Below are 14,253 nucleotides of genomic sequence, written 5' to 3' on the forward strand. Positions count from 1 at the left end.
AAGGTTAATTAAAATAAAATTATGAGTTGCGAATATTAGATAAGATATGAGTGATAACATTCGTAGTTATTATTACTGATTTATTATCAATGCTTACAACTACATTATACGAGGAGTGATATGAGTTGGCAGAAAAAAATAAAAGAGAGACGTTTTCCACAGGATTAGCTATTTTTTTTGCAACATTAGGTTCAGCTGTAGGCTTAGGAAACATATGGAAATTTCCTTATTTACTAGGTACCAATGGTGGAGGAGCTTTTCTCTTAGTTTATCTTTTATGTGTTGTATTAGTTGGCATTCCAATTATGGCATGTGAATTTTACATTGGTAGAAAATCAAGAAAAAATGCGGTAGGAGCTTTTAAAAAGCTGAACGCTGCTAAAGGCTGGAAAACAATTGGATTTATGGGTACAACTACAGCATTTCTAATTGCGTTCTTTTATAGCTGCGTTGCTGGCTGGGTATATTCCTATGTTTTCAAAGCAGTAAAAGGTGATTTTATAGGGGTTACTTCAAATATTGCCTCAGCAAAATTCATGTCAACTATAACTGGCCCACTATCTCCAATAGTATGGCAGTTTATAGTGCTTTGCATAGTTTCAATAATCTTAATTGCCGGAGTTAGAAATGGAATTGAAAGAATAACGAAAACACTTATGCCGATATTATTCATACTTATTATTATATGTTGTATAAGAGCATTAACACTTCCAGGAGCATCACAAGGATTAAGGTTTTTATTTCATGTGGATTTTTCGCAGTTAACTGCATCTGTTATACTCGCTGCTCTTGGTCTAGCATTTTTCAAACTCTCCTTAGGAATTGGAACAATGATTACTTACGGAAGTTATTTTACACATGATAATAATATGATAGGTACCGCAATAAAGGTTGCAATATCAGACTCACTAATTTCCATCCTTGCAGGTATTGCAATATTTCCAGCTGTGTTCTCTTTTGGCATGGAACCTAGTCAAGGTCCAGGACTTTTATTCATGACTATACCACTTGTATTTTCAAAAATACCTTTTGGTAACGTACTGTTAGTAGCATTTTTCTTACTTGCAGCAATCGCTGCCACAACCGCAATAATATCCATGATTGAAGTTCCTGTTGCGTACTTTACAGAAGAAAAAGGTATGGATAGAACAAAAGCAGTATTATTTACAACAAGCATAATAATGGTGGTTGGAATTCTAGCAACTTTATCTGCCGATTCCACAAGTGTCCTTAGTAATATTCATATATTAGGGCAGCGAGGATTTTTCAATTCTTTTGACTACTTATCCTCAAATATATTGCTTCCAGTAGGTGGATTTTTAATAGCCATTTACGTTGGGTATTTTACTAAAAAGGAAGACTTTAAACTAGAGTTATCAAATCAAGGAACTTTAAATAACGCAGTTGTGTTAAATGTTATATATGTATCTATTAAATTTATATCTCCAATCCTTCTTATAATTATTTTCTTAAATTCTATAGGAATATTTTAAATAAAAATCATAAATATGTAAATATTGGCGTTCCAAAATGGACCTTCTAGAGTAGACAATTAAAATTCTACTCTAGAATGTCCATTTTTATTTTTCATTTTCCTTATATTTTTCAATATATTCTAAAAGTGCCATACTAATTAAATCCATGCTTTTAAACTCCTGATGCGCTTCTGCAAAATCTTTGAATTTTTCACAAACATCTGTATGCGTTCTAATAGAAGTAGTTGTCTTAGATTCTCTATTAAGTATATCTTGATCAATTTTTATTTCTTGAGTTTTCGATACTTTAATTATAATTTCCGATAATCGTTTTTCTTCTTCTCTATCTTCTTTATCTTCTTTTTCTTCTTTCTCTTTCTCCTGTTCTTTTCCTTTTTCAATTACTTCTTCTTTTTTCTTATCTATTTCCTTTTCTTTCTCTCTTTCTGCGATATCCTCTACTTTTTTTTGTTTCCCTACAAACTCATAAGCTAAATCAACAGCTTCCTCTACAGAATCAGAGTTAAAGCTCATGCTAGGCGTTGTATTATCAATAGTTAAACAAAATTTAGAACTTGATTGAATTCTAACCTTAAATCCATCATCTATTAGTTTTTCTAATTTATTCATTATCCACACACCTTTTAATTATATATTTATTATTGCCTTAATATACATTAGTTTTTACAATTACAACTTAAATAATACGCACAAAAATACTTAATTATTTAAAACAAAAATATAGCAACAAAAACTAAAATAGTTTTTGTTGCTATATTTTGATTTTAGACACTTACAATCATATTCTAACCGTTATTCATAGCCAAATTAACTTGTTTTAAATGTTTTCTTATTTCCAAATGTTGAGGACATAATTCTTCACATTTACCACATTCAACGCAAGAAATCGCTCTTTGTTTTAATTCTAAATTGTTATAAGATTTTGACTGAGCCTCATATTCATCATACATTGCAGCATCATTTAGTAATGCAAAGTTCTTTGGTATGTCCACTCCAGCAGGGCAAGGAGTGCAATAGTTACATGCAGTACATTGAACCTTTATTAATTCATTATATTGCCTCTTTACATTACTAATTAATTCTAAATCTCTTTCTGACAAAGAATTTGCAAGCGCAGTATCCGCTGTTTTCATATTCTCTATTATCTGCTCCATGGAATTCATGCCACTAAGAACAGTTGTAACTTCAGGATGATTAAATACCCATCTTAATGCCCACTCAGCAGGAGTTTTTTTAACTTCTGATTTATTCCATTCTTCTTTTACTGAAATCGGTGGATTTTTTGCAAGTCTACCACCTTTTAGTGGTTCCATAATTACAATAGCCATACCTTTCTTGGCTGCATATTCTAAACCCTCAGTGCCAGCTTGATCATAATCATCTAAAAAATTGTATTGTATTTGACAAAAATCCCAATCGTATCCATCTATAATTTCTTTAAAAGATTCAAGTTTACCATGAAATGAGAATCCTATTTGCTTAATTCTGCCGTCGCTTAAAGCCTTTTTAACAAACTTAAAAATATCTAGTTTTAGTAGCTCATCCCATCTTTCTTTATTTAAAGCATGAAGCAAGTACATATCTATATGATCCGTTTGAAGTTTTTCTAACTGCTCATCCAAAAATTTATCGAAATCTTCATATGTATGAGCAAGCCATACAGGTAATTTAGTAGCTAATTTTACTTTTTCTCTGTAATCATCTTTAAGAGCCTTACCTACAAGAATTTCACTACTCCCCTTATGGTATGGATATGCAGTGTCAACATAAGTCACTCCATTATCTATTGCATATCTTATTAAAGATATAGATTTCTCCTCATCAATTTGTTTATCATCACCATTCAAGATAGGTAATCGCATACATCCAAAACCAAGCGTTGAAACTTTAAAACCACATTTCCCAAATTCTCTATATTCCATTTAATACTCCTTTCAAATCTTCCCAAATAATGTCGTTAAATACTCTTTTATATTATCATATAATTCATAAAACTTCTTAACTTACTTAACTTTATTTACTATAATTACACTTCTAAATTCCAAAGAATGTTATAGAGAATATTATATAAACACTTACTAAATGTAGTATTCACCTCTGGTATTAAGGTTTTTGATAATAGAAAAATTAAAGTTTGTTATGTTCACCCTAAATAATTAAACCACTTCATTCCAAGTGGTTTAATTCTATTTAAATAATTTTTTTATTAAACTAGAAAGACTAAAACTGGTGCGATTATATACACGATTATAGGCTGCCTTTTTAGGATTTGTAAACCAGCCATATCCACGAGGTACTTTTACCCCTAGATTATGTCTTATTATTCTCTTGACACTTGTCCTGCTACTTATCATTTTCTTTAAGCTTGGTTTTCTTAATCCAATTTTCAATATAATCATCTCCTAATATTAAATGGTAAGTTTAGGTATGCATAACTAATCTTTATTTCATATCTAAATTTCCCCATCTACTAGTTGTTTAAAGTTTATACTTTCTAGTTCTGCATTTAAATTCTTTTGTACTCTTACCATAGCTTTATGCACAATGCATACACCACTTATATTCAAATTACAAAAGCTTGGATCAATTACACATCTATTAACACATATTGGACCATCTATTGCTTCTATAACATCTTTTAAGCTTATTTGCTGTGGCAATTTATTGATAGCATATCCTCCCTTGATTCCCCTGTAAGATTTTATGATATCAGCTTTAATAAGCTTTCTTAAAAGTTTCAGAAGAAATCTTTGTGGTATGCCCTCTTTTTCTGAAATTATTTTTGATTCTACCTTTTCACCATAACCTAATTTACATAAGCAAATTACTACTCTAAGACCATAATCTGCTTCTTGCGTTATTTTCATATTATATATCTCCCTAAGGTATACTCATTTAGTATACTTTTACTTTAAGGCCTTTTCCCTATTTTGTCAACAAAAAAATTAAAAGGTACTTAATACTAAGTACCTTTATTCCATTTCACTAACCAACAGTTGATAAATCCCATTTTTCATAAATCTTAGGTACATCGCTAATTAGTCTCTTGGTGTAATCCTCTTTAGGATTTAATATAACATCATCTGCACTCCCATGCTCTACGAATTTACCATGTTCCATAATATATACGTTATCAGATACATAATATGCAAGTCCAATATCATGAGTAATAAATATAATTGTCATATTGTTTTCATCCCTTAATTTCAGTAGCATATCCAGTATGGTTGCTCTTGAACATGCATCTACCATGGATGTAGGTTCATCTGCAATTAAAATTTTTGGTTTCAAGAGAAATATCCTTGCAATCATAAGCCTCTGCATCTGTCCCCCTGATAACTCAAAGGGATACTTATTTGTAAGTTCTGCAAATTTCAAGTTTACGAATCTACAAGCCTCTGTTATAAGCTCTATCTTTCTTTCCTTTGACAGATTTTTACCGCCTCTCATACTTATACAATCTAAAAGTACAGAATCTACCTTATAAAACATATTAAAAGATGCGAATGGGTCCTGAAAAACGGCTTGTATTCCCCTCCAGTAGTCCTTTTTCTTTTTATGAGAGGATATATCTCGCCTCACACCTTCAAAACCTATTTCACCCTTGGTTACACTGCTAAGTCCTAATAGCATCTGAGCCAAGGTGGTCTTGCCGCTTCCACTTTCACCTACAATAGAGATAACTTCTCCCTTGTAAAAATCAAAATCTACATCATTAACAGCTACGGTTCTTGTTTTACTACCACCAAATATCTTAGTAACACCTCTTCCACTTAGGCACGGAAGCATTTTTTCATTACTCATCTGCGTAAACCTCCTTAAGCTGCTCAATTGAGTATATACAGCGGTACATCCTATCATCGCCAAATATCTTTGTAGCAACGTTCTGCATGGTGCATTCAGGTTTTACATATTTACAACGTTCTGCAAATCTGCAACCATTGGGAGGATTCTTTAAATTTGGAGGAGTACCAGGTATAACTGATAGTTTTTTATCCCTATTACCCGCTTCTGGAACTATTATTGAGCCCATGAGGCCTTTTGAATAAGGATGCATAGAATCAAATATCATTTCCTTGGCATTTCCTTTTTCTACAATCTGTCCTGCATACATAACCATAATATCATTAGTTACATTATATAGGAGTGGAAGTTCATGGGTAATGAAAACCATTGACTTTATTAATCCCTTTTCCATAAGGTTTCTTAGCATCTTGATAACCATCTTCTGAGAAGTAACATCAAGTGCTGATGAAGGTTCATCTGCGATGAGCACTTTTGGCGAAAGTATGGTTGAAATTGCAATAACTGTACGTTGTTTCATACCGCCCGAAAGTTCCACTGCATGCTTTTTAAGTACTTCAGGAGGCAATCCTAATAGTTCAAATCTTTCTTTTGCAAGGTCGTGAATATCCTTAGTCGCAGCCTTTGGGTTATGTGCATGAATAACATCCTCTATTAAACTTATAATCTTCTGCGTAGGATTTAATGCATTCATAGCTGCTTGGGGTATATAAGAAATTTCATTACCTAAAATATTTTTACGTACATCATCCGACTTCATTCCGGATATATTCTTGCCATCTATTATTATATCACCGCTTATATAATGAAGTGGTGATATATAATATCCCATCATACTAAGTGCCAGTGTGGACTTACCACATCCAGATTCACCTGCTATGCCAAGGGATTTTCCTTCTTCTACTTTTAAGGAAACATCGTTAACTGCATAAATACCTTCTTTCGACCTAGTTACATATTTTGTATTTAAATTGTTTACCTCCAACATTATTTTCCCCATAGATGCCTCCTTAATCTCTTAACTGTGGATTGAATACCTGATCAAGCCCTGTATTCATCAAGTTAAGTGAAAATGATATTAATGTAATTGCTAAGATAACTGGCAGAAAAGCCCACCATGATCCGGTAAGAGGTGCTTTATATGCCATTGCCCAGTTCAGCATTAGACCAAGTGTTGAAACTTTAGTCGTAGCCGGTCCTAGTCCTATCATTGACAACTGTGCCTCTGCAAGAATGCCAGAAGATATCTGAAGGATAAATGCCATAACCACATAAGAAGCTACATATGGTAAAATATCTGTTAAAATAATCCTTGGCAGGCTATGACCTGATAATTTTGAGATATTAACATGATTACGATTTCGAAGAGATATAACCTGGGAACGTACGGACCTTGTGGTCCATGGCCATGAGGTGAGACCTATAATCGTTGCCGTGAGCATAACCCCCCTTGCACTTTCACCTACACTAAACGATATTAATACCAAAAGAATAAATGAAGGAATAACTGTAAAAATGTTCGTAATAAACATGATAAAATCGTCTAAAGTTCCTCCCACATATCCTGACAAAAGTCCTAGTACTAATCCGAAAAGTGTAGCTATAGTTCCTGCAACCAGCCCAATCTTTAAAGATGTTCCCATAGCTGCTACAAGTTCTGTAAGCACATCACGCCCAAAGTTATCGGTTCCCAAAATAAAATTTCTTTTATTTACAATATCCTTCGTGTTTACAAATGCCTGTGAATCAAGTGGTTTAGTTGAACCTAATACTCCATCCTTATCCTTAGTAGATATATATATATCCTCACTGTTAATTAATTTGTTTATCTTATTATTTAACCTCACATAATTCATCTTCTCTGCAGCTAATAAACCTGTTTGCACAACTTTAGAGTCATAATTTTCCTCCCACAACTTAACAAGAGTCTCCACATCCTCTATATCTACTTCAGTTTTTTTTACATTGGCAAATCGAATAAGCCAGTCTGCCATACTTTGCTTATCTGCTATTGATATAGATTTAAGCCTCGCTGAATCCGTGTTTATCTTCAACGTATATTCATTAGTCTGTACTACATCTTTTACAGCTACATAGGTACCTGGTTTATAGAACAGTCCACCTACCATATCTAGTGGATCTGCTTTTATAAACAGAGGGTAAAATATAATCATAAAAAATATAATAATAAAAATTACAAACCCAATAACAAATTTAGGCGAATGAAATACTTGTTTTATCAGATTCTTCATAACAATACCTCCTATATTAGTCCTGTTGTGCCGCCTTGACTCTCGGGTCTATAAGCCCATAAAGTATCTCAACAGTCAAGTTTGCAATAAGTACCATAATTGTAATAATCAATGTGCATCCAGAAATAAGAGGATAATCTCTTCCACTTATAGCTGCAAGCAATGTAGTACCAAGTCCCGGATAACTGAAAATAATCTCTGAAACTAATGCGCCACCTACCATAGTTCCTAGTGATAATGCAAGTCCTGTAATTTGAGGCAGCATCGAATTTCTAAAAACATATTTAACAATCTTTGAGTCTTTGATACCTAAAAAGCGACTGTACTTGACATAATCTTCATTAAGCTCATAGATTGACATGGAACGCATTCCAATTGCCTGCCCACCTATGGTTATAAGTACAATAGACCAAAATGGAAGTTGATAATGATAAATAACTGAACCTATAAATTTGAGGCTGAGGTTTGGATTCATATCATATCCATATCCAAGTGCTGTGGGAAACCATTTTAAATAGACTCCAAAGAAAAATTGTAATAAAATGGCCATTCCAAATGCTGGCATATTGCTTAAAAATAAGAAAGATGGAAGTATTCCTTTATCCCATACACCCCTTACATATGCAGCTATAGCTCCTAAAATATTTCCTAAAAACCAACCCACTATAATAGCTGGTAACTGAAGACATATTGTCCACCATACAGATTTTGCTAATATATCTGATACGGTTCTAGGATAATACATAAATGAAACACCTAAATTGCCTCTAAATAAATTCTTAACAAATTCAAAAAACTGTACATACATAGGCTGATTTATTCCAAATGTCTTAGCATATTCTTCATAAACCTTTTGTATAGCTGTTTGATTCGTCATCCCTTTTGTTGCTCTTATTGCAATAGCTGATACTGGATTACCTGGCATAAGTCGAGGTAATATAAAATTTAAAAACACTGCGACTACAAAAGTCAATAAATACCATATAATCTTATTAGAATAATATTTTTTATAGCCTTTCAATACATCACCACCTCATATGTAGTTAGTATAATTTAAAATTGAAAACTAGCCATGCTTTCAGCTTACTACTTAAAAAGCATGGCTAATTTTTTATACTATAGCAAGTAATTTAACATCTTACTTGCTTAGATATTACTTAACTAATTCAATTGTATACAAACCAGCTATGCCATAACCATCTGTTAAATCATATGGAGGAATTCCAATTTTTTCATTAAATTTTGAGCCCTCTTGTGGGTAATTTGTCCATATAGTTTCATTAACTGTATAAAATACTTCCGGTCTATACATCAATGAGAAAGATGGTACTTCTGTTAAATAAATTTTAGATAATTCTGTATAATGTGCTTTAAGTTTTGCCTTATCTGTCTCGTGAGGAATTAATTCTAATAATTTATCAGCTCTTGCATTTGCATATCCGCCAAAGTTACCAATCATCTGAGTTTTCATTTTATTGTAAGAACTTGATAATATACCATAAGCGCGCGTCCACGGATTTGAAATACCTGCTGCTGACGGACTGTACATAGCAATATCAAAGTTTTTATTTCCTAAATCATCATAAAATGTGTTGGCATCTGGAAAATATGTGGTGATCTCAATACCGATTTTTTTACCTGCTGCTGCAACGATTTCTAGAGAAGCATTCCAATCAGACCATCCTGCCGGACATTCAGCCTTAAATGCAAGGTTTTTCCCTTTATATTCTCTTATCCCATCACCATTTGTATCTTTAATTCCTGCAGTATCTAGAAGTTTCTTAGCGCTATCAATATCATTTCCAGTCCACTGAACACTCTTTAATTCAGTTTGATCTACTAATGCCTGCTCAGCTTTTGATGGGCTCATTAAAGAACGAGGAACATCTGTAAATGATGGAGAATATCCACTCATCGCAGTTTTAATAATTTGGTCATAGTCAACTGCTAACGCAATTGCTTTACGAACTGCAACTTGGTCTAGTCCTGGTTTCTTTATATTAAAGTATGCGGTTGGCATTGTAGCTGCTAAATAATATGGAGATTCAGGTAAATATGTTGATATTTTTCCACCTGACATCATACTTGCAACATCACTAATGAACTGCTGTGAAACATCAACTTCACCAGCCTTGAATGCTGTATCACCAGCGGCATTATCTTTGAAGATATTATGAGCAATATATTTAGGAACTGGAAGTTTACCCCACATAGAAGTTGCTTTTCCCCAGTAATTATCGTCTCTTTGTAATACAACCTTTTGGTCATTTGAGATAAAAGGTTTATATGGACCAGATCCAACAAAATCCTCCATCTTATCGATTTTAATCTTGGTAGCATCATTGTTATCTCTAGCTTCAACTTTCTGTAAGTATGCTTTTTGTAATACATACTGCTTTGGAAGGTACTCTGTAACCTTTAATGGATTTAAGGCAACACCTTCACTATTTAATTTTGCTGTAAGTACAACTGTAGAATCATCTGTTGCTTTAACACTATCTATATATGTTGCGTAATCTGATCCGCCTGCACTTTCATATTTAACATTTGTATCAAATGTGTAAGCAACATCGTTTGCAGTAACTGCTGTTCCATCACTCCATTTTGCATCCTTATTCATTTTAACTGTAAGTGTAGTATGAGCATCATTCCATACTGCATCTCCATCTGCAAGAAGCGGATACAGTTTACCATCCAGCATATTATACATGTATAGTGTTTCATACGATAATGTCCTAGCAGAATCCTTCTGTGCAATTGCCATAGCATTATTTGAGTTACTAGACAACGGATTCCAATCTGTGATTGCACCCCATTGCTGTCCATTAAAATAAACTGTTTCGTTTCTTGGCGTAGAACTCTTGTCAGTAGTTTTTGTGTCTGTGGTTTTTGTATCCGCCGCTTTCGAAACGGGTTCAGTAGTTTTTGAGCAGCCAATAGCCATGGTTGCAACCATTGTTGTAATTGTCAATAAAGAACAGATTTTTTTCCAGCGATTATTAATTTTAAAAACCCCCTTTAAAATATAGTTTCATATTGAATATTTAATTGTACATGCTTATTATACTATATGTGTAAACGATTTAAAAGAAAATTTTATAATATATTACATTTTTTATATTATCCTTTATTTTATCAATTCCAAATTTCAGGTCCAAAACTCTTTAAAAATATACTGAGTTCAAAAGCCATCTGCTCAGCCTCTGGTATTCTAATGCATAGCGGAGTTCCACGACCATTACATGAATATAAAAAGTGTTGAATTTTTACATCATTAATCTTAAGGCATATAATACCTATGGCACGATCCCATGAAGAATGATGGTTCATAATTGTAGTAGTAAGTACAATAAAGGCATTTGGATAGCATCTTCGTATATTTAAAACAAATTCTCTGTAATGCTCACTCCATTTCTTTGCCTTTTCTCCCTTATCATCTTCCTTCATGTAGTCTCGCGGAACTGCATCATTTTGTCCAATATCAATTACCACTACCTGTGGGGTATATCCTCTGAAGTCCCAATTAGTAATATCCCCAATATCTGGATTGAAATGGAGTTTATCATATATGCTTTCCATTCCAATACACTCTGTTTCATGGAAATATCCACTATCATCAAGAAGGGATATGCCTCCCTGTGCGATGATACTAACCTGTGCTTTCAAATTCCTTGCTGTCACCATAGCATAAGAATGCCAGGCATTTGAATATTCTCCATTATAATTAAGATTCTGCTTGATTACATAATCCACATCCTCTATTAACTCCCCTGTAGCTGCTGAGTCTCCATAAAATTCAATACATTTTCTAGGTTTTTTAGAATGTTTTATTATCTTACTGTCTTTAGATACATTAAACCCATAGAAGGTGAATTCATGGCACGCATCTTGCCTTTTAAAAACAATTACTTCATGGAATTTATCACCTCTCAAATCACTTACCAGTGTTATTTCTTGCAAGCTACTGTCATTTGAAAGAAGAACCTTTTTCTCCACTCCGTCTATGATATAACCTATATAGTTAATATAATAACTATGGTTATTTTTAACTAATATTTTAAGACTTACTCCTGTAAAACACATTGAAACTGAACTTGCCGGAAATATAAATATTGGTTCCAGAGAATTCGTAAAATCAATTCTTCCGCTGTAAGTCAGTTCTTCTAAGTTCGCAATAACAATTTTTTCACTTTCTCTTTCCATTTTTCTCACCTTCTTACATTATATTATAAACGCTTCTAAGCTTTATACCCTTAGGTCTTCCGCTCAATATTTTAATTCTTCTTTCATCTCCATTTATATCAAAATAATTATCCCCTAGGAGCATATCATCATTTTCATTTATTATCTCTACACTTTTTGCATAGCTTTTGGATGAAATTATAATTTCATCTCCATCTATTTTGTAGTTTAATTTTGGGTCAATAAATTTAAAGTGCTTTGAAACAGAGAATATGACAGTACCCATAGATATTATTTCTCCATCTTTTAACATTTCATAACTTACATAGTCTTCATAAAGAGATGCTTCCTGCATATTGACAATACCAAGCCATGTGCTCGATAGTTTTTCTGTTACAACCTCTTGACATCCTTGCTTCTTTATTTCTGCTTTGTTATTACGAAGTGCCCACTTTACAGTAACCTTTTCATTATTCAAAGATTCATTTGCTACGCACAGCTGAATAGATTTTTTTACTTCATAAGGCTCAGCGTTAACATTTGTGTCCTGTGTTAGGATTCCTTCTTCTTTACATGAAATCATAAGAGGTGAAAAAAATCTTTTAGCATAATAATGCAGTGCCTTCCACCTGCCACAGTAATCTATGGATGACCAGGATGCAACCGGCCAGCAGTCATTTAGTTGCCAATAAATAGCCCCCATACATCTTCCTCTATTTCTACGGAAATGTTCCACACCATAGCGAATTGCATCTGCCTGTAGCAATTGTGACGCGTAAAGCAGCTTATCAAAATCATTAGGATATAAGTAAGTGTCACCCATATAACTCATTATCTTGCTATTAGCTCCATTATTTCTCTGATGCTTTTCCATAACATAGGAGAATATATTCCTGTCCGATGGCTTCGTAAATGTTTCTACGGTTTTAAGTGCCGGGAATGACTGAAATCCAAATTCAGATATATATCGGAAGAAGAACTTCCTGTATTCAGTGAATGGTTTATTTCCATGCCATACGTCCCAGTAATGTACGTCGCCTCTGTTTTCATCATTTGGGTTATCAAATCCGCCTCCTGATGATGGGCTTGCAGGCCAGTAGAATGTCTGAGGGTCATTTTCTTTTAATATCTTGGGAATAATATATTCATAAATCTTTATATAATCACTCTTAAGTTTTGGCGTAAGATCCCAGTTGCCAGTTGCTACAAACATTTCCATTTCATTATTTCCGCACCAAAGAGCAAGTGAGGGATGACTTCGGATTCTCTTAATATTATCTTTAATTTCTGCTTTAATATTTTCTTCAAAATCTTCCGTCAGATTATAATTTGCACATGCAAACATGAAATCCTGCCATACTATAAGTCCTAATTCATCACAGGCATCCCAAAATGAATCATATGGATAATTGCCTCCTCCCCATACACGTATTACATTAAAATGTGCGTCCTTGCACTGTTTCAAGAGATTATATGTTCTATCCCTTGTTACCCTGCTTAATATATTGTCTTCTGGTATATAATCTGCACCCATAGCAAATATTTTTATACCATTTACTTCATGTGCGAAACTCTCCCCAAACTCATCCTTTTCAATATTCATGGTCATAGTTCGAAGTCCAATTCGTCTCTCCCAGGTATCCAGTTTAACATAATCTTGCATTAGCACTACTTTTATATTATATAGTGGCTGATCCCCATATCCATTAGGCCACCAGATTTTCGGATTATCAACTACAATTTTTTCAGGTGATTCGTTATAAACCTCTTCTTTTCCATCAGGATTTGTAATAATAACCTTATACGAATAACCACGTCTTATTGCCTTATTTCCAACATCATTAAATCTTATACCAGTTTTACCCTGTGTACGCGTCATATCCACCTGAAACCCAAGTGTTACCTTGCCCTCTTTGTGATCTTGGTAGATATAGGCACTGTCTATTCTTGCACTACTTATTCCCATAAGTGAAACATCTCTCCAAATGCCCATATCCGGAAGCCTTGGTCCCCAATCCCATCCGAACATGCAGTGTGCTTTTCTAATCTGTGGAAAACCTCTCATAGCATCATCAGAACCTCCAATATGGAGTTTTTTATCTGCCTCTTTAATAAATTTAGTTGGCGAGTGAAAAAGTATTTTTAATTCATTTCCTTCTTCTTTAATGTATCTCTTTACTTCAAATTCCCAGGTTCTATGCATATTATTAACGTATGCAATATGTTGCCCGTTTAAATAAATATCTGCAAGTGAATCTATTCCGTCAAAATGCAACATAACTTCATCACAACTTAGCATGTCCTTTGATGTATTAAAGCTACTTTTATACTCATAATCCTGCTCCATAAGCTTTAATGCCGTTAACTCATTATCACGGTAATATGGGTCCTCCATTTTATGATTTTTAAGTAGGTCACTATAAACTGATCCCGGTACAAATGCCTCCATAAATTTCTCATCGCTCATACCTTTCATCTTAAAGCCATCATTTAGTTTTTCAATAATCATATTCCCCTCC

Annotated in this window: 12 protein-coding genes; 1 reads left to right on the forward strand and 11 read right to left on the reverse strand. The window is 33.5% G+C overall.

All coding sequences use genetic code 11. The features are described from left to right. The first annotated feature begins 125 nt into the window (after positions 1-125). The gene (locus ACREVX_RS16430; RefSeq protein WP_431545297.1) at positions 126-1,493 is read left to right on the forward strand and encodes a sodium-dependent transporter; all 1,368 of its coding nucleotides are present in this window, start codon (positions 126-128) and stop codon (positions 1,491-1,493) included. Between the two features lie 87 nt (positions 1,494-1,580). Here the strand turns inward: ACREVX_RS16430 and ACREVX_RS16435 are convergent, their stop codons facing one another. The 11 genes from ACREVX_RS16435 to ACREVX_RS16485 form a co-directional block, all read right to left on the reverse strand. After that, positions 1,581-2,105, reverse strand: a complete 525-nt coding sequence (locus ACREVX_RS16435; RefSeq protein WP_431545298.1) for a hypothetical protein — start codon at positions 2,103-2,105, stop codon at positions 1,581-1,583. Positions 2,106-2,281: 176 nt separating this feature from the next. Next, positions 2,282-3,418 (reverse strand): aldo/keto reductase, encoded by a 1,137-nt coding sequence (locus ACREVX_RS16440; RefSeq protein ID WP_431545299.1) that lies wholly within the window; start codon positions 3,416-3,418, stop codon positions 2,282-2,284. Positions 3,419-3,682: 264 nt separating this feature from the next. Then, a complete protein-coding gene (locus tag ACREVX_RS16445) occupies positions 3,683-3,886 on the reverse strand; it encodes a hypothetical protein (protein WP_431545300.1) in 204 nt (67 codons plus the stop codon). 63 nt (positions 3,887-3,949) lie between these two features. Then, a complete protein-coding gene (locus ACREVX_RS16450; RefSeq protein WP_431545301.1) occupies positions 3,950-4,363 on the reverse strand; it encodes an RrF2 family transcriptional regulator in 414 nt (137 codons plus the stop codon). 118 nt (positions 4,364-4,481) lie between these two features. After that, positions 4,482-5,300, reverse strand: coding sequence for an ABC transporter ATP-binding protein (locus ACREVX_RS16455; RefSeq protein ID WP_431545302.1), 819 nt, complete (start codon positions 5,298-5,300; stop codon positions 4,482-4,484). Further along, positions 5,293-6,300, reverse strand: coding sequence for an ABC transporter ATP-binding protein (locus tag ACREVX_RS16460; RefSeq protein WP_431545303.1), 1,008 nt, complete (start codon positions 6,298-6,300; stop codon positions 5,293-5,295). Before ACREVX_RS16460 ends, ACREVX_RS16455 begins: the two co-directional genes overlap by 8 nt. Before the next feature lie 10 nt (positions 6,301-6,310). After that, a complete protein-coding gene (locus tag ACREVX_RS16465; RefSeq protein ID WP_431545304.1) occupies positions 6,311-7,552 on the reverse strand; it encodes an ABC transporter permease in 1,242 nt (413 codons plus the stop codon). Positions 7,553-7,568: 16 nt separating this feature from the next. Continuing rightward, on the reverse strand, positions 7,569-8,573 hold the full coding sequence (locus tag ACREVX_RS16470) for an ABC transporter permease (protein WP_431545305.1): 1,005 nt from the start codon (positions 8,571-8,573) through the stop codon (positions 7,569-7,571). A 132-nt stretch (positions 8,574-8,705) separates the two neighbouring features. After that, positions 8,706-10,523 carry an ABC transporter substrate-binding protein gene (locus ACREVX_RS16475; RefSeq protein ID WP_431545306.1) on the reverse strand — a complete coding sequence of 606 codons (1,818 nt, stop codon included), beginning with the start codon at positions 10,521-10,523 and terminating at the stop codon, positions 8,706-8,708. A 164-nt stretch (positions 10,524-10,687) separates the two neighbouring features. Beyond that, the gene (locus ACREVX_RS16480; RefSeq protein ID WP_431545307.1) at positions 10,688-11,755 is read right to left on the reverse strand and encodes an SGNH/GDSL hydrolase family protein; all 1,068 of its coding nucleotides are present in this window, start codon (positions 11,753-11,755) and stop codon (positions 10,688-10,690) included. 13 nt (positions 11,756-11,768) lie between these two features. Continuing rightward, on the reverse strand, positions 11,769-14,243 hold the full coding sequence (locus tag ACREVX_RS16485) for a beta-mannosidase (RefSeq protein ID WP_431545308.1): 2,475 nt from the start codon (positions 14,241-14,243) through the stop codon (positions 11,769-11,771). Between the last annotated feature and the right edge of the window lie 10 nt (positions 14,244-14,253).

It is taken from the genome of Clostridium sp. (genome assembly GCF_050717545.1).
Classification (GTDB): domain Bacteria; phylum Bacillota; class Clostridia; order Clostridiales; family Clostridiaceae; genus Clostridium_AD.

What these genes read in the sequence shown, in the direction of transcription:
- ACREVX_RS16455 (WP_431545302.1), bottom strand. Translation starts at nt 5,300, where the DNA reads ATGAGTAATGAAAAAATGCTTCCGTGCCTAAGTGGAAGAGGTGTTACT.
- ACREVX_RS16435 (WP_431545298.1), bottom strand. Translation starts at nt 2,105, where the DNA reads ATGAATAAATTAGAAAAACTAATAGATGATGGATTTAAGGTTAGAATT.
- ACREVX_RS16480 (WP_431545307.1), bottom strand. Translation starts at nt 11,755, where the DNA reads ATGGAAAGAGAAAGTGAAAAAATTGTTATTGCGAACTTAGAAGAACTG.
- ACREVX_RS16440 (WP_431545299.1), bottom strand. Translation starts at nt 3,418, where the DNA reads ATGGAATATAGAGAATTTGGGAAATGTGGTTTTAAAGTTTCAACGCTT.
- ACREVX_RS16485 (WP_431545308.1), bottom strand. Translation starts at nt 14,243, where the DNA reads ATGATTATTGAAAAACTAAATGATGGCTTTAAGATGAAAGGTATGAGC.
- ACREVX_RS16460 (WP_431545303.1), bottom strand. Translation starts at nt 6,300, where the DNA reads ATGGGGAAAATAATGTTGGAGGTAAACAATTTAAATACAAAATATGTA.
- ACREVX_RS16465 (WP_431545304.1), bottom strand. Translation starts at nt 7,552, where the DNA reads ATGAAGAATCTGATAAAACAAGTATTTCATTCGCCTAAATTTGTTATT.
- ACREVX_RS16450 (WP_431545301.1), bottom strand. Translation starts at nt 4,363, where the DNA reads ATGAAAATAACGCAAGAAGCAGATTATGGTCTTAGAGTAGTAATTTGC.